Raw genomic sequence first — 18672 nt, 5'->3', positions numbered from 1 at the left:
GTGTAGCGCCGCCTTTCCGAGTCAAGACTCCACATGTCCACGCCTGCTTCCAGCCCTGCCGTGTTTCGCGGCGTCATCGCCATCGAACTGCGCGACGGCACGCCACCCGAACGGGCCGCTTTGCCGGCCAATGCCGCCGGTGAAGTCGCCGCCTTGCTGGGCCGCGATTTGGCCAAACTGGCACCGGACGTGGCCGATTGCGACCTGGCCCTGCTGGCCGCGCACTTCGACCCGGCCGAAGCGCTGCGCCCCGGCTGGCCGTTGCACCAGCGCGTGCTGGAGCTGCTGCAACGGGCCCCCGGGCAGGCCCAGGGCGCGCGGGTGATGGGGTTCGGCGCCGATCCGCAAGGCGCGTTGCCGCCGACGATGCAGGCCGACCCGGCCCTGCTGGGCGGTGGGCTGCGGCTGCTGCCGTTCGTCCTGCGCGGCGCCCAGGTGGAAGCGGCCGCCGAACAACTGGAATCGAAGCTGTTCGATTGCGGCATGGCAAAAGCCGATGCCGCGCTGGCATTGCAGGAAGGGCTGGGCGCACAGGTCGAACACATCCGCTACCTCAGCCTGCACGACCTGCTGGCGATGATGGCGATGCAGTACCAGAACGCCGGTCTGGACGGGGTGTGGGCGCTGCTGGAAACCGCGCTGCTGGAACCGCAGGGCGAGCTGTTGCTGGATGCCGCGCCGGAGCCGCTGGCGCGTTACGGCGATGGCGAGGTGCGCATCGCGCTGCTGGACCTGCCGGCCTGGCACCGCCGCAACGCCCCCGCCTTGCAGGATGCCGCCGCGCTGGAACGCGGGTTTGCGCGTTTCCAGATGCGTCAGCGCCAATACGCGGAGGTGCTGCAAATCCACGGCGTGCCGGTGCAGTACGTGCACTGCGCCGATGGCGATGCCGGATGCCTGTACTGACCGGACGGGTCAGCCGGCCGTGGTCAGCGCCGGTGGTTCCACCGTGGCCAGCAAGGCCTGGACATCGAGGATGAAGGCGATCTCGCCGCTGCCCAGCACGCTGGAGCCGGCGACGAAGTCCAGGGTGGAAAACATCGGCCCCAATGGCTTGATGACCGTCTGCTGTTCGCCCAGCAGGCGATCCACCTGCAGGCCGGCGGCGGCACCGGTGGCGGTCCGCACCACGACGGCACTTTTGCGGGAGGTGGTGCCGCTGGCCACACCCAGCATCTCGCGGATGTTCAATACCGGCAGCGGCTGGCCACGGTGCATCACCATGCCGGTGCGGCCGCATACGGCGTCGTCACCCAGGTCGATGCATTCCTCGACGTGATCCAGTGGCAGCACGAAATGGCCCTCGCCGCAGCGCACCAGGAAGCCATCGATGATCGCCAGGGTCAGCGGCAAGGCCAGCGTGATGCGGCAGCCCTGGCCGGGGCTGGAGTGGATGTCGATGCTGCCGCGCAGCGCCTCGATGTTGCGCTTCACCACGTCCATGCCCACGCCGCGTCCGGAGATGTCGGTGACTGCCTCCGCAGTGGAGAACCCCGGTTCGAAGATCAGTTGCAGGACCTGCTCGTGGCTGAGCGCGACCCCTTCGCGCAGCAGCCCGCGCTGGCGGGCCTTGGCAAGGACGCGCTCGGGGTCGATGCCACGGCCATCGTCCTCGATCTGCAGCAGGATGCAGCCGGCGGCATGCCGGGCCGACAAGGTCAGCACGCCTTCTTCCGGCTTGCCGCTGGCGATGCGCTCCGCTGGCGTTTCCAGCCCATGGTCCAGCGCGTTGCGCACCAGGTGCATCAACGGGTCACCGATTTTCTCGATGACCGCCTTGTCCAGCTCGGTGTCGCCGCCGTGGATCTCCAGCCGCACGGATTTGCCGAGTTGGCCGGTGGTGTCGCGCACCACCCGGCGGAAGCGTTCGAAGGTTTCACCGATCGCCACCATCCGCAATGACATCGCATTGCCACGCACCTGCGCCAACAGGGCATCGAGGGCGTCCATGGTTTCATGCAGATTCGCGGCCCCGCTGCGTGCCGCTTGCTGCCGGGCCACCGCGCCCAGCACCAGCAGCTCCCCGACCATGTCGATCAAGGCGTCCACCTTCTCCGGCGCGACGCGCAGGCAGCGGCCGGTGTCGACTTTCGCGGCGCGGATGCGTTCCTGCTTTTGCAATGCGGCGTCGATCAGTACCGGGCTGATGTGCGCTTGCGTCTGCAGAATTTCGCCGATGCGGCCATGCGCGCCCGCATTGGCTGCGGCGGTGTGCTGGCGGGCCAGCGCCTCGTGCAGTTGGCGTGCGTCCAGCACGCCGCAGGCCATCAGGATTTCCCCCAGCCGTTCGGCGTCGTCGGGCAGGTCCTCGATCAGCTGCAGGTAGCCGGCAAGGCTCTTGCCGGGGGGAATCAGGTGGATCGTGCATTCGTCGTGGATGAATTCGAAGGCATCGTCCAGTTCCGCGCGGGTGGCTGTCGTGGACAGGCGGATTTCGAAGCCCAGGTAGCAATTTTCCGCATCCAGCCCGGCAAGCCGCGGCAACGTGGCATCGATGGTTTCGGCCAGCAGGATGTCGCCCAGGCTGGCCAGGTAGCGCAGCGTGGCGAACGGGTCGATCCCGTGGCGGAAGGCATCCGCTGCGAAGCGCAGGGAGATGTGCCAGGTGGCCGCCTCCGGCGCGGGCTCCGGCAACGCCGGGGCCACGGCCATCGGCGCAACCGACGGCATGCTTCCACCGGCTTCAAGCTGGCCGGCCAGGTGTTCGGCGTGTTGCAGCAAGGCATCCGGGATGGCCTGTTGCGGGCATTCGCGCGCATGCCGGAGCAAGTCGGCGATCTGGTCGATGCATTGCAGCAGCAACGACGTGGCGGTGCGGTCCAGGTGCCGATTGCCGTTGCGCAGGTGGTCAAGGACGGTTTCGACGCGGTGCGCGAAGGCCACCAATGCAGACAACCCGAACATGCCGCCGGAGCCTTTCACCGTGTGCACGGCGCGGAACAGGCCGTGCAGCAGGTCGGCATCGCCGGGATTGGCCTCCAGCCCCAACAGGGCCGACTCCATCGCCACGATCAGGTCGTCCGCCTCGTCCAGGAACGTCTGGCGGGCGCGCTCGGTGGCGATACGCAGGTCGTTTTCGTTCATGGCCATGGCCTCAGGAAGCAATCCGGAAACGGTGCAGGATGTGCATGGTCTGCAACATCAGCAGCAGGCGCGGCGACGGCATCGCCAACTCCAGCTCCAACCCGCGCGCCTCGGCTTCCTTGCCCAATGCAAGCAGCAACTGGATGCCGGCGGTATCGACATGGGTGGCTTGCGCGGCCACCGCCACCACCGGCCCGGTGCAGGTCTCCAGCCGGGCCAGCCAGTCGGCGGCAATGGCGGCCGCCTGGTCGATGACGAGGTCTTCGGGAAGCTCCAGGGCAAGCGGCATGCGGGTATCTCCGTGAATGGCTGCAGGGCATCAGGCATGGGCGAAGCGGACGATCTGCGCGGGCATCTCGGCCAGCGGCAGCACCTGGCGCACGCCGCCCAGCTTCACCGCTTCCTTCGGCATGCCGTAGACCACGCAACTGGCCTCGTCCTGCGCCAGGGTGATGGCGCCGGCGTCGAACATCTCGCGCATCCCGCGCGCGCCGTCGTCGCCCATCCCGGTCAGCAGGATGCCCAGCGCGTTGGCACCGGCGCAGCGCGCGGCGGAACGAAAAAGCACGTCCACCGAGGGGCAGTGCCGGTTCACCGGCGGCCCGGCCACCACGTCCACGTGGTAGCGCGCGCCATTGGCACGCAGCAGCAGGTGCTTGCCGCCGGGGGCGATCAGGGCCAGCCCGGGCATGATGCGGTCGCCGCTCTGTGCTTCGCGCACATCGATTTCACACACCTGATTGAGGCGGTCGGCGAAGGCGCGGGTGAATTTCTCCGGCATGTGCTGCACCACCGCGATGCCGGGGCAGACATGCGGCAGTGCCGACAGCAAGGCCTCCAGTGCCTGGGTGCCGCCGGTGGAGGCACCGATCGCCACCACGCGGTCGGTGGTGCGCCCCAGCCGGTTGGCCAGCGAGGGCTCCATCGGGATGACGTCGGCCGTCAGCTTTTTCGGCGGCGCCACCGGCAAGGGTTGCCGTGGGCGCGCCCGGGCCGCCACGCGCACCGCGTCCAGCAATTGGTTGTCGGGATCGCGCAGGAAATCGGCCACCCCCATTTCCGGCTTGGTGATGACCGACAGCGCGCCGGCTTGCAGTGCCTGGATGCTGAGGCTGGCACCTTGCGCGGTCAGCGAGGAGCAGACGATGACCGGGGTGGGGCGTTCGGCCATCAGCTTGCGCAGGAAGGTCAGCCCGTCCATGCGCGGCATTTCGATGTCGAGGACCAGCACGTCCGGCCAGTCCTTGGCCATCTTGTCCATCGCGAACAGCGGGTCGGCGGCGGTGGCGATGACCTGGATGTCGCTGCGCGCGCCCAGCACCGTGGACAGCACCTGGCGCACGGTGGCGGAGTCGTCGACGATCATCACCTTGATCGGCTTCACGGGCGCGCCTCCATGCGGAGGCCGGCATCCGCCGCGCCGGCCTGTCGGTGGCGCACCCACACGTCGCCACTCCACAACTCGAAGGCCAGGCTGCGATGGCCGCCGCCGCCGAGGTGGCGTGCCAGCACCGGGATGCGGTGCCGCTGCATCAGGGCTTCGGCCATGGCCACGTTGCGCTCCGGCACCGAGCCGGCAAGTTGCGCGGCAGGCAGGTCGAACATGCGCCCGCCGCCGAACAGCTTGCCGTGGAAGTCCGCCGGGTCTGCATCGTATCGGCGGATGCCACGCAACAGCAGGGCCAGGGCGTCGGGTGCATAACGGCCATCCAGCGCGATGCCGTGGTTGGCGGGGCGTTCCCCCAGCAGGTAATGGCACATGCCGCCGATCTTCCGTTGCGGGTGCCACAAGGTGACGGCCACGCATGAGCCCAGCAGCGTACGCAGCCGTACCCGGCCTTCGCCGAACCAGACCTCGCCGGGTTGCAGCACGATCTCGCGTGCGGGCTGGTCGCTGCCGGCGGTCATGGCTTGCGGTACACCGACGGCATCACCGCCTGCATGTCCAGCCCGAGGTCGGACACGCTTTCCGAGTGCCCGACCAATAGCCAGCCACGCGGTGCCAGGCGTTCGACCACGCGCTGCACCAGCGCGCGCCGCGCATCGCCGTTGAAATAGATCAGCACGTTGCGCAGGAAGATCACGTCGAAGCTGCCCAGTTGCGGCAGTGGCGCATTGAGGTTGACCCGGGCGAAGCGCACCCGCTGGCGCAACTCGGGGGCGATGGCGAATTGGCCCTCCTGGCGGCCGGTACCGCGCAGGCAATAGTCCTGCAGGAAATCCGGCGGGATTTCACGCGCCTGCGGCAATGGATAGATGGCGCGACTGGCGGTGGCGATGACACGGCTGCTGATGTCGCTGGCAAAGACTTCCCATGGCCGTTGCGGCAGGTGCCGTGCCAGCACCATCGCGATCGTCCATGCCTCCTGCCCGGTGGAGGAAGCCGCGCTCCATATCCGCAGTGGACGCCCCGCTTGCAGGCTGGGCAGGATGCGTTCGCGCAGGCAGGCGAAGTGTGCCGGCTCGCGGAAGAAGTGGGTTTCGTTGGTGGTGAGCAGGTCGATGGCCTGCTGCGATTCGCCGGCATCGCGCTGGGCCAGGTGCAGGTAGTCGTCGAACCCGCCCAGCCCCAGGCTGCGCAGCCGTTTCAGCAGCCGGCCGCTGACCAGCGGTTTCTTGCTGGCCGCAAGATCGATCCCGGCGGTGTCGCGCAACAACCGCCGGAACCCCTGGAAGGCGGTTTCGCTCAACTGCGGCAGCGGCGCAAGCGGGTTCATTGCGTGGCCATGTCCGCCGCCAACCTTGCCAGCTCATGCGGGGACAAGGCCGCCGAGGTGTGCAGCAGGATGATGAATTGCGCATCGCTGCGGATCATGCCTTGCATGAAGCGGTCCTCGATCCCGGCACCGAAGCTGGGGGCCGGCTGGATGTCGGTTGGCGCGAATTCCGCCACCTCGCAGACCGCATCGACCAGCGCCCCAACTACCAGCGGCGCAGTGTCGCCGGGCAATTCCAGGATCACCACGCAAGTCTTGCGGCTGGCTTCGGCAGGCGGCAGGCCCAGGCGCGCGCCAAGATCCACTACCGGCAGCACCGCGCCGCGCAGGTTCATCACGCCGCGCACGAAGGCGGGCATCCGCGGCACCGTGGTCAAACTGCCGAACTCGATGATTTCACGCACGTGCTCCAGCGGCATGGCATAGATGCCGCCACGCAGCTGGAAGGTCAGGTGTTGCCCGGACAATGCCCCTGCCGGTGACGGCAGGGCAATGGCCGGTACGGGGGCAAGGATGGCGTTCATGGCGGCCCTCCCGGCTCAAAACCGCACGAAGTCGGCATCGCTGTCGGCCATGGCCCGCCCTCGGCCGGCATGGGCTGCCTGCGGGACATGCTCGGCGGCGTGCCGATGGGGCTTGGCCGCCCCGTGGCGGGCCGTGGCGCGGCGCGTATCGCCCGCCGCGCTGCCACCGGCCACGCGGAAGAAGCTGATGGCCTGCTGCAGTTGTTCGGCCTGCCCGCTCATTTCTTCCGAGGTGGCCGCCAACTGCTCGGAGGCGGATGCGTTTTGCTGGGTGGTGGTGCTGATCTGGGTCATCGCCGCATTGATCTGTGCAGCACCGCTGCTCTGCTCACCGGAGGCGGCGGAGATTTCCTGCACCAGGTCGGAGGTCTTGCGGATCGAGGGCACCATTTCCTCCAGCGACTTGCCGGCGCGTTCCGCCAGCGCTACCGAGTTGGCCGCCAGTTCGCCGATTTCCTGTGCCGCCACCTGGCTGCGTTCGGCCAGCTTGCGCACTTCCGCCGCCACCACCGCAAACCCCTTGCCATGCTCGCCGGCGCGAGCCGCCTCGATGGCGGCGTTGAGCGCCAGCAGGTTGGTCTGGTAGGCGATGTCGTCGATGATCCCGATCTTGCCGGCGATGGTCTTCATCGCGGTCACCGTCTGGCCCACCGCCTCGCCACCCTCGCCAGCCTCGCGCGCGGCCTTCACCGCCATCGCGTCGGTGACGCGGGCGTTCTCGGTGTTCTGCGCGATCGAGGCGCTCATCTGCTCCACCGATGCCGACGTCTCTTCCACGCTGGCGGCCTGTTCGCTGGCGTTCTGCGACAGGCTTTGCGCGGTGGCGGAAACCTCCTCGCTGGCGCTGGACAGGTTGTCGGCGGCGGCGCGGACCTCGCCGATGATGTCCGACAGGCGCGCCACCATTTGCCCGATGGCAAACAGCAGGCTGCTGGTGTCGCCCTGCCGCAGCGCCACCTGCACGCCCAGGTTGCCCTCGGCGATCTGGCGGGTGATGTCGGCCGCATAGGCCGGCTCGCCACCCAGCTGGCGCAGCACGCTGCGCACGATCCACACCGCCAGCAACACCCCCAGCACCGCTGCGGCCAGCGCCAGCCAGAACATCAGCTGGTTGGCGCGGGAGACCATGGCCTTGGCATCCGCGCCGGTTTTCTCCATCAGGTCCCCTTGGAAATCGACCAGCGAGTTCACGCTGCCGCGGTATTCACTGGCCGCAGCTTCGAAGTCACGCGCAAGGAAGGCATTGGCTTCACCCGCCGCCCCGGTGGCAGCCAGATCGAAAAGCCGGTTCTGGACTTCGATGTAGCGGGCGCGCGCGTCGAGGATTTTCTGCATGCGCGCCTTGCCCTCCGGCGCCACCAACAGCGGTTGCAGTTTTCCCCAAGTTGCGCCCAGTGTTTCACGCGCGGACAAAATGCGGTCTTTCTGCTGCTGGCGAGTTCCGGCATCGGCGGTCAGTACCAGCCGGTTGCTGGCCTGCTCGATGTCGTTGACCGCCGCCAGCCCGGTTTTGAGCAGCACCACTTTCTGCCACTTGTTCTGGACGATATCCGACAGTGCATCGTCAGTGGCATTCAGGCGGGTGATGCCGACGGCGGCCACCATGGCCAGCAGCAACAACACCAAGCCGAACCCCAGTGCCAACCGCGTTGAAACCTTCATCGCTCCCAACATGACGCACCTCGATGGATGGCGGGCTTCCGGCCCGGTGGATGTCTGTGATTGCCTGCCGCCCTGGTACCGCAGGTGTCATCGTTTCCGGGCGTGCCGGAGTTCGCGGACCAGCGCGCGATCCGTGTCCAGGATGTGGGCGACCAGCCAGCGGCCGAGGAAGCGCAGCAGATCGCCGGATACGGCATGCGCGTCGCGCGCGCTTTGGCGCGTGGCTTCGGCCAGGTGGTCGATGAAGAGGGCGTGCGCTGCCAGGTGCGATTGGACATGCGCGGCCGGGATGGCATGTTCGGCCATCAACTGCGCTTCGTGCGCGAAGTGGTAGCGGGTGTAGCGCTGCAATTCGACCAGGACCCGCGGCAGGCGCTCGATGGCGGCGGTGCCGCGTTCGATCTCGCACAGTTTTTCCAGCAGGCGCACCAGGCGCTGGTGCTCGGTGTCGATGCCGGGATGGCCGGTGGCAAAGCGGGTATCCCAGCGCAGGCTGGGCCAGTCACCATCCGTTGGCAGTTTCTCGACTGGCATGCCTGTCTCTTGCCGTGCATTCCTTGCCGTGACGAACGAGCCGCCGGGCTCGCTACTTTTCACCAACGGCGACATCCTGTTGTAACGGCCAAGACTCGGGAAAACTCGACACAATATTTCGGCATGAGCAAAGCGGAATCAGTTGCGAAACGACAATGCGTCTTGCTTCATCTTCAGGTGTCGTCACGGGATCAGGGCGCGACCAGCCGAATCACCCCGCAGGCCACGCGCACGCCGGCGTTGCCAGCCGGCTGGCTGGTGTAGTCGTCGGCGGCGGCATGCACGATGAGGGCGCGGCCCAGGATGTCGGTGTCGGCACTGCCGCCCAGGCTGACGCCGGCGAAGTGCGCATCCACATGCGCCACGCCGTTGGCATCGGCCACCAGGTTGTCGCTGTCGCCGGCATGGTGCGGGCCTTTCCCGCTGCGGCCGTGGGGCTGCACGCCCGGGTTGAAGTGGCCGCCGGCACTGCTGGCATCCACCGCGCTGCAATCGCCTTTTTCGTGGATGTGAAAGCCGTGGCTGCTGCCCGGTTGCAGGCCGCCGATCTCGCCGGTGATGCGCACGCCACCACCCATCGGCTGCAACAGCAAGCGGCCGCTGACCAACGTGCCCGAGGCGGCGGCCAGATTCGCCACTGCCTGCTTGACGGTGCTGGTTGCCGTGACGGTGGGCCTTGTCGGCCGCGGGTGGGCGGGCGGCTGGGTGGCGCAGCCGGCAAGGCCCAATACCAGCACCAGGGGCAGCGCGCCGGGGATTCGAATTTGCATGGCCTTTCTCCTGTCGGATTGCAGACGTGCGTGCGGCATGGAAGGTGCGCTACGGGGCTTTCTTGCGCGAGGAACCGAGCTTGCGGGTGACGGTGTTGCGGGACAGGCCGAGCAAGCTCGCGGCCTCGCTGCGATGACCATCGCAGTGCTCCAGCGCGACATCCAGCAGGCTGCGGTCGAGTTGCTCGCGCGCTTGCACGTGCAGGTCGGTGGCACCGGCGGCCAGCTGCGCGCGCGCCCAGTCGGCCAGCGCCTGCGTCCAGTCGGTGGGCGTGCGGGCGGTGTCCGCGACATCGGCATCGGGAAACGCCAGCGACAGGTCGGCCGCGCCGATGGTGTCGCCCGGTGCCAGGGCCGCCAGCCGCCAGCACACGTTCTCCAGCTCGCGCACGTTGCCCGGCCACGGCTGTGCTTGCAGGCGCTCCAGCGCCGCCGCGGACAACTTCTTCACCGGCGATCGCAGCCGGCGTGCGGCGTGGGCGAGGAAGTGCGCGGCCAGTTGCGGGATGTCCTCGCGGCGCTGGCGCAGCGGCGGCAGCCGCAGCCGCACCACGTCGAGGCGGTGCAGCAGGTCGGCACGGAAGCGGCCCTGTTCCACCAGCGCCTCCAGCGGTTGGTGGGTGGCGGCGATCACGCGCACGTCGACGCGGATCAACTCGCGCCCGCCGACGCGGAAGAATTCGCCTTCGGCCAGCACCCGCAGCAGCCGGGTTTGCAGCGCCGCGGGCATGTCGCCGATCTCGTCGAGGAACAGGGTGCCGCCGTTGGCTTGTTCGAAGCGCCCGAGCTGGCGCTTGGTCGCGCCGGTGAAGGCACCGGCCTCGTGGCCGAACAGTTCGGATTCCAGCAGCTCGGCGGGGATCGCGGCGGTGTTCAGCGCCACGAACGGGCGCGCCGCGCGCGGCGATTCGCGGTGCAGCGCGCGCGCCACCAACTCCTTGCCGGTGCCGGTTTCGCCGGTGATCAGCACCGACAGCGGCACCTGCGCCAGCCGGCCGATGGCGCGGAACAATTCGCGCATCGCCGGGGCCTGGCCGACCAGCGCCGGCAGCGGTTCGGGGGGCGCGGCAGCGGGTGCGGCAACGGGCATTGCGTGGCGCGCCGGCAGGGTCCTGTGCACCAGAGCCACGGCGGCATCGAGGTCGAAGGGTTTGGACAGGAATTCCTGCGCGCCGCCACGGAACGCCCCGGCGGTGCTGGCCACGTCGGTATGCGCCGACATCACGATCACCGGCAAGCGCGGCAGCGCCTCCTTCAACCTGTCCAGCAGCACCAGGCCGCTGTCGCCGGGCATGCGCACGTCGGTCAGCAGCAGGTCGGGCGCGCGGCCGGCCGCCAGCGCGGCCAGCACTTCGCCGGCATCGGCAAAGGCGGTGACGCGGAAGCCGGCCTCGCCCAGTGCGGCGGCCAGCACGAAGCGCACCGAGCGGTCGTCATCCACCACCCAGACCTGCGCCGCATCAGCCATGGGGTTGCTCCGGTTCCGCCGCCAGCGGCAGCAGCAGGGTGAACACCGTATGCCCCGGGCGTGAGCGCCAGGTCAGTGCGCCGCGATGCTCGCGCGCCACCTGCTGCGCCAATGCCAGCCCCAGCCCGGTGCCGTCGGCGCGGCCACTGACCAGTGGCAGCAGGATCTGCTCGGCCAGTGCCGGCGGCACGCCACGGCCGTCGTCCACCACGTCCAGGCGCAGGGCGGGCGCGGGCAGCGCCTCGCCGATGCGGGCGGCATGTTCGATGCGGGTGCGCAGGGTGATGCTGCCGGCACCGGCTTCGATGGCGTTGCGCACCAGATTCCACACGGCCTGGTTCAGGCGGTCGGCATCGCCATGCAGTTCCGGCAGCGAAGGGTCGTAGTCGCGCTGCAATTGCACGGCCCAGCCGGCATCGGCTTCGGCCAGCCGCAGCACCCGTTCCAGCACCGCATGGATGTTGAGCGCGACAAAGGCGCGCGGTGGTGCCGGGTTGAGCAGGTGGTCGACCAGGTCGGACAGGCGCTGCACTTCGTCTTCGATGATGGCGGTGAGCTCGCGGCCGTCGGCCTCCACGCGTCGCGCCAGCAGTTGCGCGGCGCCCTTGATGCCCAGCAGCGGGTTGCGCAGTTCGTGCGCCAGCCCTTGCAACGACGCGGCCAGCGCGGCCGGCAGCAGCTGCGCGGGGTCTTCGCCGGGGAATTCGTCCACCGGATGCGCTTCCAGCCAGCGGCCGTCGTCGACCGTTGCCAGCCACAGGTCGGCGAAGCGCAGGGCCTCGCTGCCCGGCAGTGCCAGGCCCACCCGGCGCAGCCGCACCGGCGCTTCCGCCGGCAGCGCCAGGCACATCGCCAGCTGGCTGCCTTCGCGCTCCAGCGCGGCGGCATGCAGGCCGGCCAGTCGCCGCACGCTCACCCCCAGCCAGCGGCCCATCGCCGCATTCGCATGTGCCACCACGCCCTGCGCGTCCAGCCGCAGCAACGGGGTCGTCAGGGTGTCGAGCAAGGCGGCATCGCTGGGCGTCATTTGCACTAATTTAGTGCAAGCCAGGGGGTCTCGGCGAATCCCGCCGGCCATGCTTCCCTGGCGCTGTGGCCCGGTCTACAGTGGCGTGGCCGAGCCGTTCCGGCGTCCCCATTGCGAATGATGGCTGCCCCGCACGCGCCAATGCCGCCCACCAACGCGTTGCTGACGCTGCAGCAGCGGCGCCTGCGGCAGATCCTGTGGCTGCTGGTGGCGTGTTTCGCGCTGGTGGGGGGGCTCAATGTGTTGCGCCTGCACCTGTCCAGCGCCGGCATGGAGCTGGCCATCGCCGCGCTGCTGGTGGTGGCGGCACGCTGGAACGCGCGCGGCCGCATGCAGCAGGCCAGCGCATTGATGGTGTGGACCATCCTGCCGGGCTTGTGCGCGCTGACCTTGTTCGGCCAGGGCTTGTACGACGAGGCGCCGATGGCGTTCCCGGCGTTGCTGGTGTTCGCCGGCATGTTCGGTTCCCGGCGGCTGTTCCTGGCCCTGCTGGGGCTGATGCTGGCGGCCATCGCGGCGCTGTGGCTGCTCGATGCCAGCGGCGTCTTTGCAAGCATGCCGACCACCGCCAACACGATGCGGGCCGTGGTGATGACCCTGATCCTGCTGGCCAGCGGGTTTTTCATCTGGCTGCTGGCCGGCGACCTCGGGCTGGCGATGGAGCAACTGCAATCGGAAAAGCGCGCGTTGCAGGAATCGCACGCGCAGATCGAGATCCTGGCCCAGCGCGACAGCCTCACCGGCTTGCCCAACCGTGCGCTGGCCAAGGACCGGCTGGGCTTCCTGCTCAAGCAGGCGCGCCGCAGCGGCGGCATGGTGGCGGTGATGTTCCTTGATCTGGACAACTTCAAGACCATCAACGATTCGCTGGGGCATGCCGCCGGCGACGTGCTGTTGTGCCAGGTGGCCGATACGCTGCGCGGTTGCGTGCGCGAGTCGGACACGGTGGCGCGGGTGTCGGGCGATGAATTCCTGATCCTGCTGGGCGAGTTGCAGGAGGAAGAGGCGATCGTCGCGGTGGTGGCCAAGCTCACCCACCAGCTGGCGCAGGCGTTCAACGTGGGCGGGGTGGACGTGCTGGTCACCGCCTCGCTGGGGATCGCGGTGGCACCGCGCGATGGCGAAGGCATGGACGAGCTGCTGAAGAACGCGGACATGGCGATGTACCAGGCCAAGGACGCCGGCCGCAACACCTTCCGCTTCTTCGATGCCAGCATGAACCAGAGCGTCATCGAACACCTGCACCTGGCCTCGGGCCTGCGGGTGGCGCTGGAGCAGGACGAATTGCAGGTGTACTACCAGCCGCAGCTGGACCTGCGCAGCGGGCGGGTCATCGGCGCCGAGGCGCTGTTGCGCTGGAAGCATCCGGAGTTGGGCTTCATCCCGCCCAATCGTTTCATCCCGGTGGCCGAGCGCAGCGGGTTGATCCACGATGTCGGTGCCTGGGTCTTGCGGCGCGCCTGCCGCGATGCCGCGGCGTGGCGGGCGCAGGGGCTGGGTGCGTTGGGGGTGGCGGTGAATGTGTCGCCGCTGCAATTCCGCCGCGACGACATCGAGCGCGAGGTGGAGCGCGCCCTCGCCGCTGCCGACCTGCCGCATGCCGCGCTGGAGCTGGAGCTGACCGAATCGCTGCTGGTGGCGGATGCGCGCAACCTGGCCGATACCCTGCAACGGCTGAGCGCCAGCGGCGTGCAGATCGCCATCGACGACTTCGGGACCGGCTATTCCAACCTGGGCTATCTGCGCAAGTACGCCGTGCATCGGTTGAAGGTCGACCAGTCGTTCGTGCGCCGGATGTGCAGCAATGCCCACGACGAGGGCCTGGTGCGCGCCATCATCGAAATGGCGCATTGCCTGGAACTGGAAGTGGTGGCGGAAGGGGTGGAGGATGCCGCCACCCTGGCCCGCTTGCAGGGGTTCGGCTGCGAAGTCGCACAGGGCTACCACTGGTCGCCGGCACTGCCGATGGAGGAGTTCGTGGCCTTCGTGCGTGCGCGGCAACCGGTGCAGCCCTGAGCCCGCCGCCACCGCGTTTTCAGGTTTCGTAGGCGGCTTCGCCATGCGCGGTGATGTCGAGGCCTGCGCGCTCGTCGTCGTGGTGCACGCGCAGCCCGACGAGCTTGCTGGCCACGAGGAAAGCCAGCAGGGCCACCGTCGCTGACCAGGCCACGGTCACCGCGATCCCCTCCGCCTGCACCAGCAGTTGTTGCCCCATCGTGTGGTGGGCGGTGCCGTGGCCACCCCAGCCGGGCGCGCTGAACACCGCGGTCAGCAATGCGCCGACGATGCCGCACACGCCGTGGATGCCGAACACGTCCAGCGAGTCGTCCGCGCGCAAGTGGCGTTTGAGCGCGTTGACGCCCCAGTACCCGGTCAGGCCGCCGCAGGCACCGATGCAGAGGGCGCCGCCCACGCCCACCGTGCCGCAGGCCGGGGTGATGGCCACCAGCCCCGCCACGGCACCGGAGGTGGCACCCAGCATCGAAGCGCGCCCGCGCCACAGGCCTTCGATGGCACTCCAGCCCAGCACCCCGGTGGCCGCCGCCACCAGCGTGTTGACGAACGCCAGCGCGGCCACGCCGTTGGCGGCCAGCGCGGAGCCGGCGTTGAAACCGAACCAGCCCGTCCACAGCAGGCAGGCGCCGGCGAAGGTCAGTGGCAGGTTGTGCGGCGACAGCCGCTCACGCCCGAAGCCCAGCCGCGGCCCCAGCATCCAGGCCCCCACCAGTCCGGCCACGCCGGCGTTGATGTGCACCACCGTGCCGCCGGCGAAATCCAATGCCCCCTGTGCCAGCAGCCAACCGTTGCCGGCCCACACCATGTGGGCCAGCGGCAGGTAGGCGAAGGTGAACCAGAGTGCGGTGAACAACAGCACGGCGGCGAACTTCGCGCGCTCGGCGATCGCGCCCACCACCAGCGCGCAGCTGATCGCGGCAAAGGCGCCCTGGAAGGCCACGAACACCAGCTCCGGCAGCGCCACGCCGGGCGTGGGCGTCGGGATCAGCGTGTCGCCGGTGACGCCGCGCAGCAGGAACTTGCCCGCCCCGCCCAGCACCGCATTGCCGCCCTCGAAGGCGAGGCTGTAGCCATAGACCACCCACAGCACGATCGCCAATGCGGCCACCACCAGCACCTGCATCAGCACGGAGAGGATGTTCTTCGCCCGCACCAGGCCGCCGTAAAACAGCGCCAGCCCGGGCACCAGCATCAACAACACCAGCGTCGTCGAGGTCAGCATCCAGGCCACGTCGCCCTTGTCGACGACGCCGGTGACGGGAACCTGCACGAAGGTTGCGAGGGCGGTCATCGTGGCAACCCCGCGGTGGCGCGGAAGACGTCGCCGGCACGGCCGCGACGCAGGTGAAGCAGTTGGATGCGCATGACACAGGCTCCTGGTGAACGGTGCCCTCCCCGGTCATTGGCGTTGCGCTCCGGGCCGTGCCGGCCATGTTTCCCGTCCCGCCCCTCTCCCACGGCTGCGGTGCGGGGAGGGCGCACCCGTCGGTACGCCCTCCCGGCCCGCCTGATGGCCGCCGGGGAGGGAGCGAGCGGGCATCAGCCTGCCGCGCCCCGCGTGGTGCTCAGAGCGTGTAGTACATCTGGTATTCCAGCGGGTGGGTGGCGCCGCGGAACGCGGTGACTTCCTTCATTTTCAGGCCGATGTAGGCGTCGATGAAGTCGTCGGTGAACACGCCGCCGGCCTTGAGGAATTCGCGATCCTTGTCGAGGGCTTCCAGTGCCTGGTCCAGCGAATGGCAGACGGTGGGGAAGTTCTTTTCCTCTTCCGGCGGCAGGTCGTACAGGTCCTTGTCGGACGGCGCACCCGGGTCGATCTGGTGCTTGATGCCGTCCAGGCCGGCCATCAGCAGCGCCGCGAAGGTCAGGTAGCCGCTGTTCATCGGGTCGGGGAAGCGCATTTCGATGCGGCGCGCCTTCGGGTTGGCCACGTACGGGATGCGGCAGGAGGCGGAGCGGTTGGAGGCCGAGTAGGCCAGCATCACCGGCGCCTCGTAACCCGGCACCAGGCGCTTGTAGGAATTGGTGCTGGAATTGGTGAAGGCATTGATGGCGCGGGCGTGCTTGAAGATGCCGCCGATGAACCACAGCGCCATCTGGCTCAGGCCGCCGTAGCCGTCGCCCGAGAACAGGTTGGCACCACCCTTGGCCAGCGACATGTGCACATGCATGCCGCTGCCGTTGTCGCCGACGATCGGCTTGGGCATGAAGGTGACGGTCTTGCCGTTGCGGTGCGCCACGTTCTTGATGACGTACTTCATCGTCAGCAGGTCATCGGCTTTCTTCACCAGCGTGTTGAACTTGGTGCCGATCTCGCACTGGCCGGCGTTGGCCACTTCGTGGTGGTGGACTTCCACTTCGATGCCGACCTTTTCCAGCGTCTTGCACATCTCCGCGCGCAGGTCGTGCAGCGAATCCAGCGGCGCCACCGGGAAGTAGCCGCCCTTCACCATCGGCCGGTAGCCGCTGTTGCCCCCCGCATAGTCGCGCGCGGAATTCCAGTGCGCTTCCTCGGAATCGATCTGGAAGAAGGTGTGGCCCATCTCGTTGGCGAAGCGCACCGAATCGAAGATGAAGAACTCCGGCTCCGGCCCGAAGAAGCCCTGCTCGGCGATGCCGCTGGCCTTCAGGTAGGCCTCGGCGCGGTGCGCCACGCCGCGCGGGTCGCGCGAGTAGGCCTGCATGGTCGCCGGGTCGAGGATGTCGCAGGTCAGCACCAGCGTCGGGTCGGCGGTGAACGGGTCGACGAAGGCGGTGGACGGGTCCGGCAGCAGCACCATGTCGGAGTTCTGGATGCCGCGCCAGCCGCCGATCGAACTGCCATCGAACATCTTGCCGTCCTCGAACAGGCTGGCGTCGACGATCGACTTGGGGAAGGTCACGTGGTGCTGCACGCCGCGCATGTCGGCGAAACGCAGATCGACGAATTCGATCTTGTGGTCCTGGATGAGCTTTTCGATCTGGGCAAGGGACATGGCAAGGCTCCGGGCAGGGAATGGAAGAGACGCCATTTCCTAGCATCAACCATGCCAATCTCCAAACCATTGATTTCATTCGATAGTTCAGAGGGGCGCGATGAAATCAGCACGAAATTGGTGCAATTTGTGGTGCAGATTGCACCATCATGAGGCAATGCAATCTCGGGTATCCTGCCCGCTTGCGCGCCGCCCGCCTTGCCGAGGCCGGACGGTCTTTCCCAGCCCACGAGTCTCCCACGGCCCATGTCCGACCTGCTTGCCGCCCTGCTGCTGGGCATCATCGAAGGCATCACCGAATTCCTGCCGATCTCCAGTACCGGCCACCTGTTGATCGCCGAGCACTGGCTGGGCGCGCGCAGCGAGTTGTTCAACATCGCCATCCAGGCCGGTGCCATCCTCGCGGTGGTGCTGATCTACTGGCGGCGGTTGTGGGGCATGCTGCTGGCGTTCGTTGGCCGCGACGCCCCTGCCGCGTTCGACCCGCTGGGGATCAGCACGACGCCGGCGCAGTCGCGCGATTATGCGTTCAAGCTGGTGGCCGCCTTCGCGGTGACCGCCGTGCTGGGCCTGCTGGTCAAGAAGCTGGGGTGGGAGTTGCCGGATGACATCCGTCCGGTGGCATGGGCCCTGGTCATCGGTGCGCTGTGGATGGTCGGTGCCGAATGGCTGGCGGCCCGCCGCGCCGCACGCGACGGCGAGCGTGTCGCGATCGGCTGGACGGTGGCGATCCTGGTCGGTGTGGCGCAGGTGGTGGCCGGTGTGTTCCCCGGCACCTCGCGCAGTGCCGCCACCATCTTCGTGGCGCTGCTGGCCGGCACCACCAGCCGCGCAGCGGCCACCGAATTCGCCTTCGTGGTGGGTATTCCCACCATGTTTGCCGCCACCGGCTACGAGCTTCTGAAATTGTGCAAGGGCGGCGGCATCGGCAGTGAGGACTGGGCGGCGCTGGGCGTGGCTTTCGTGGCCTCCGCCATCACCGCCTTCGTGGCGGTCAAATGGTTGCTCCGCTATATCCAGAGCCACCGTTTCACCGCGTTCGCGGTGTATCGCGTCGTGCTGGGCATGGCGCTGCTGCTGTGGCTGCCGGCGGGCCGTTGAGCGGCCCCTCATCGTCATCGCAACGGAGGCAATGCATGCGCATGCTGGTCGCTTACTCGATGCTGGCCCTGCCGTTGGCGGCCTGTGGCGCACGCGTGCAGACGGCGCCCGCCGTGCCGCCGGCAACCGCGCCGGCCCCTGTACAGGAGGTGCTGCAAGCTCCGCAGGCGGCAGCGCCCGGGTCGTTGCAGGCGGTCTTGACCCTGACCCGCCACCATTGGCTGCTGCAGGACGCCCGCGATGCCGCCGGCAAGCGCATCGACGCCCTGTTCGTGCGCGCCGACAAGCCGCTGCAGCTGGATTTCAATGCTTCCATGGTGTCGGTGGGCAATGCCTGCAACACCCTCAGTGCACACCAGACCGCCACCGCCGACACGCTGGACATCGAGCCCATGGCCACCACCCTGATGGCGTGCCCGGACGCGGCGCTGATGGCATTGGACCGGGAGGTGGGCAAACGCCTGCAAGGGCGGCTGGGCATGCGGTTTGGCGAAGGCGACAGCCCCAGCCTGACGTTGACCGACGCGGCCGGCGACGTGCTGGTGTTCTCCGGTCGGCTGCCGGAAGCGAAGTAACCGCGTAATGGCCGGGCCCCGGTCACGAAAAACCCGCCTTGCGGCGGGTTTTTCGTGGAATGCCTGCGACGGGATGCGGCTGCACGGCACGCGTGCAGCCGGGGCATCACTTGATCTTGCCTTCCTTGTACATCACGTGCTTGCGAACGACGGGGTCGTACTTGCTGACCTCCATCTTGTTCGGGGTGTTCTTCTTGTTCTTGTCGGTCGTGTAGAAAT

Annotated in this window: 18 protein-coding genes; 4 read left to right on the top strand and 14 right to left on the bottom strand. The window is 68.3% G+C overall.

The genetic code is table 11. From position 1 onward, the window contains the following. The first annotated feature begins 33 nt into the window (after positions 1–33). The gene (locus tag ACE3OK_RS04245) at positions 34–906 is read left to right on the top strand and encodes a hypothetical protein (protein ID WP_374248313.1); all 873 of its coding nucleotides are present in this window, start codon (positions 34–36) and stop codon (positions 904–906) included. A 9-nt stretch (positions 907–915) separates the two neighbouring features. Here ACE3OK_RS04245 and ACE3OK_RS04240 read toward each other — a convergent pair whose 3' ends face one another. The 11 genes from ACE3OK_RS04240 to ACE3OK_RS04190 all read right to left on the bottom strand — a co-directional run bounded on the left by ACE3OK_RS04240 (position 916) and on the right by ACE3OK_RS04190 (position 11786). Beyond that, a complete protein-coding gene (locus tag ACE3OK_RS04240) occupies positions 916–3090 on the bottom strand; it encodes a chemotaxis protein CheA (RefSeq protein WP_374248312.1) in 2175 nt (724 codons plus the stop codon). Between the two features lie 4 nt (positions 3091–3094). Next, positions 3095–3373, bottom strand: a complete 279-nt coding sequence (locus ACE3OK_RS04235; protein WP_374248311.1) for an STAS domain-containing protein — start codon at positions 3371–3373, stop codon at positions 3095–3097. Between the two features lie 30 nt (positions 3374–3403). Further along, positions 3404–4468, bottom strand: a complete 1065-nt coding sequence (locus ACE3OK_RS04230) for a chemotaxis response regulator protein-glutamate methylesterase (protein ID WP_374248310.1) — start codon at positions 4466–4468, stop codon at positions 3404–3406. After that, positions 4465–4992, bottom strand: a complete 528-nt coding sequence (locus ACE3OK_RS04225; protein WP_374248309.1) for a hypothetical protein — start codon at positions 4990–4992, stop codon at positions 4465–4467. The genes ACE3OK_RS04230 and ACE3OK_RS04225 overlap by 4 nt, the downstream gene beginning before the upstream one ends. After that, positions 4989–5801 carry a protein-glutamate O-methyltransferase CheR gene (locus tag ACE3OK_RS04220; protein ID WP_374248308.1) on the bottom strand — a complete coding sequence of 271 codons (813 nt, stop codon included), beginning with the start codon at positions 5799–5801 and terminating at the stop codon, positions 4989–4991. Before ACE3OK_RS04220 ends, ACE3OK_RS04225 begins: the two co-directional genes overlap by 4 nt. Beyond that, a complete protein-coding gene (locus tag ACE3OK_RS04215) occupies positions 5798–6325 on the bottom strand; it encodes a chemotaxis protein CheW (protein ID WP_374248307.1) in 528 nt (175 codons plus the stop codon). Before ACE3OK_RS04215 ends, ACE3OK_RS04220 begins: the two co-directional genes overlap by 4 nt. Before the next feature lie 15 nt (positions 6326–6340). Further along, positions 6341–7987, bottom strand: coding sequence for a methyl-accepting chemotaxis protein (locus ACE3OK_RS04210; RefSeq protein WP_374248306.1), 1647 nt, complete (start codon positions 7985–7987; stop codon positions 6341–6343). Positions 7988–8074: 87 nt separating this feature from the next. Beyond that, entirely contained in the window at positions 8075–8521 is a 447-nt protein-coding gene (locus ACE3OK_RS04205; protein ID WP_374248305.1) for a bacteriohemerythrin, read from the bottom strand. Positions 8522–8712: 191 nt separating this feature from the next. Then, positions 8713–9291 carry a superoxide dismutase family protein gene (locus ACE3OK_RS04200; protein ID WP_374248304.1) on the bottom strand — a complete coding sequence of 193 codons (579 nt, stop codon included), beginning with the start codon at positions 9289–9291 and terminating at the stop codon, positions 8713–8715. A 49-nt stretch (positions 9292–9340) separates the two neighbouring features. Then, positions 9341–10759, bottom strand: a complete 1419-nt coding sequence (gene ntrC / locus ACE3OK_RS04195) for a nitrogen regulation protein NR(I) (protein ID WP_374248303.1) — start codon at positions 10757–10759, stop codon at positions 9341–9343. Next, entirely contained in the window at positions 10752–11786 is a 1035-nt protein-coding gene (locus ACE3OK_RS04190) for a nitrogen regulation protein NR(II) (RefSeq protein WP_374248302.1), read from the bottom strand. The genes ntrC and ACE3OK_RS04190 overlap by 8 nt, the downstream gene beginning before the upstream one ends. A 141-nt stretch (positions 11787–11927) precedes the next feature. Between ACE3OK_RS04190 and ACE3OK_RS04185 the strand changes: the two genes are divergently transcribed. Continuing rightward, on the top strand, positions 11928–13802 hold the full coding sequence (locus tag ACE3OK_RS04185) for a putative bifunctional diguanylate cyclase/phosphodiesterase (RefSeq protein WP_374248301.1): 1875 nt from the start codon (positions 11928–11930) through the stop codon (positions 13800–13802). Between the two features lie 19 nt (positions 13803–13821). On the opposite strand, the gene ACE3OK_RS04180 is transcribed toward ACE3OK_RS04185, so the two are convergent. Continuing rightward, the gene (locus ACE3OK_RS04180; protein WP_374248300.1) at positions 13822–15093 is read right to left on the bottom strand and encodes an ammonium transporter; all 1272 of its coding nucleotides are present in this window, start codon (positions 15091–15093) and stop codon (positions 13822–13824) included. Positions 15094–15367: 274 nt separating this feature from the next. Further along, positions 15368–16777, bottom strand: a complete 1410-nt coding sequence (gene glnA / locus ACE3OK_RS04175; RefSeq protein WP_374248299.1) for a type I glutamate--ammonia ligase — start codon at positions 16775–16777, stop codon at positions 15368–15370. 246 nt (positions 16778–17023) lie between these two features. On the opposite strand from glnA, the gene ACE3OK_RS04170 reads away from it, so the two are divergent. Both ACE3OK_RS04170 and ACE3OK_RS04165 read left to right on the top strand, forming a co-directional pair. Continuing rightward, positions 17024–17878 (top strand): undecaprenyl-diphosphate phosphatase, encoded by an 855-nt coding sequence (locus ACE3OK_RS04170; RefSeq protein ID WP_374248298.1) that lies wholly within the window; start codon positions 17024–17026, stop codon positions 17876–17878. A gap of 35 nt (positions 17879–17913) precedes the next feature. Next, positions 17914–18453: an META domain-containing protein gene (locus tag ACE3OK_RS04165; protein WP_374248297.1), complete on the top strand. Its 540-nt coding sequence runs from the start codon at positions 17914–17916 to the stop codon at positions 18451–18453. A gap of 106 nt (positions 18454–18559) precedes the next feature. On the opposite strand, the gene rpmG is transcribed toward ACE3OK_RS04165, so the two are convergent. Beyond that, a partial coding sequence (rpmG, locus tag ACE3OK_RS04160) for a 50S ribosomal protein L33 (RefSeq protein ID WP_374248522.1) occupies positions 18560–18672 on the bottom strand: 113 nt, incomplete at its 5' end.

The sequence above is a fragment of the Thermomonas sp. genome, assembly GCF_041905325.1.
Classification (GTDB): domain Bacteria; phylum Pseudomonadota; class Gammaproteobacteria; order Xanthomonadales; family Xanthomonadaceae; genus Thermomonas.
Note: the sequence above shows the minus strand (reverse complement) of the source record. Positions and strands in the feature narration are given on the sequence as shown.

What these genes read in the sequence shown, in the direction of transcription:
- ACE3OK_RS04205 (WP_374248305.1), bottom strand. Translation starts at nt 8,521, where the DNA reads ATGCCAGTCGAGAAACTGCCAACGGATGGTGACTGGCCCAGCCTGCGC.
- ACE3OK_RS04165 (WP_374248297.1), top strand. Translation starts at nt 17,914, where the DNA reads ATGCGCATGCTGGTCGCTTACTCGATGCTGGCCCTGCCGTTGGCGGCC.
- ACE3OK_RS04185 (WP_374248301.1), top strand. Translation starts at nt 11,928, where the DNA reads ATGCCGCCCACCAACGCGTTGCTGACGCTGCAGCAGCGGCGCCTGCGG.
- ACE3OK_RS04190 (WP_374248302.1), bottom strand. Translation starts at nt 11,786, where the DNA reads ATGACGCCCAGCGATGCCGCCTTGCTCGACACCCTGACGACCCCGTTG.
- ACE3OK_RS04170 (WP_374248298.1), top strand. Translation starts at nt 17,024, where the DNA reads ATGTCCGACCTGCTTGCCGCCCTGCTGCTGGGCATCATCGAAGGCATC.
- ACE3OK_RS04210 (WP_374248306.1), bottom strand. Translation starts at nt 7,987, where the DNA reads ATGAAGGTTTCAACGCGGTTGGCACTGGGGTTCGGCTTGGTGTTGTTG.
- glnA (WP_374248299.1), bottom strand. Translation starts at nt 16,777, where the DNA reads ATGTCCCTTGCCCAGATCGAAAAGCTCATCCAGGACCACAAGATCGAA.
- ntrC (WP_374248303.1), bottom strand. Translation starts at nt 10,759, where the DNA reads ATGGCTGATGCGGCGCAGGTCTGGGTGGTGGATGACGACCGCTCGGTG.
- ACE3OK_RS04235 (WP_374248311.1), bottom strand. Translation starts at nt 3,373, where the DNA reads ATGCCGCTTGCCCTGGAGCTTCCCGAAGACCTCGTCATCGACCAGGCG.
- ACE3OK_RS04240 (WP_374248312.1), bottom strand. Translation starts at nt 3,090, where the DNA reads ATGGCCATGAACGAAAACGACCTGCGTATCGCCACCGAGCGCGCCCGC.
- ACE3OK_RS04180 (WP_374248300.1), bottom strand. Translation starts at nt 15,093, where the DNA reads ATGACCGCCCTCGCAACCTTCGTGCAGGTTCCCGTCACCGGCGTCGTC.
- ACE3OK_RS04220 (WP_374248308.1), bottom strand. Translation starts at nt 5,801, where the DNA reads ATGAACCCGCTTGCGCCGCTGCCGCAGTTGAGCGAAACCGCCTTCCAG.
- ACE3OK_RS04215 (WP_374248307.1), bottom strand. Translation starts at nt 6,325, where the DNA reads ATGAACGCCATCCTTGCCCCCGTACCGGCCATTGCCCTGCCGTCACCG.
- ACE3OK_RS04225 (WP_374248309.1), bottom strand. Translation starts at nt 4,992, where the DNA reads ATGACCGCCGGCAGCGACCAGCCCGCACGCGAGATCGTGCTGCAACCC.
- ACE3OK_RS04200 (WP_374248304.1), bottom strand. Translation starts at nt 9,291, where the DNA reads ATGCAAATTCGAATCCCCGGCGCGCTGCCCCTGGTGCTGGTATTGGGC.
- ACE3OK_RS04245 (WP_374248313.1), top strand. Translation starts at nt 34, where the DNA reads ATGTCCACGCCTGCTTCCAGCCCTGCCGTGTTTCGCGGCGTCATCGCC.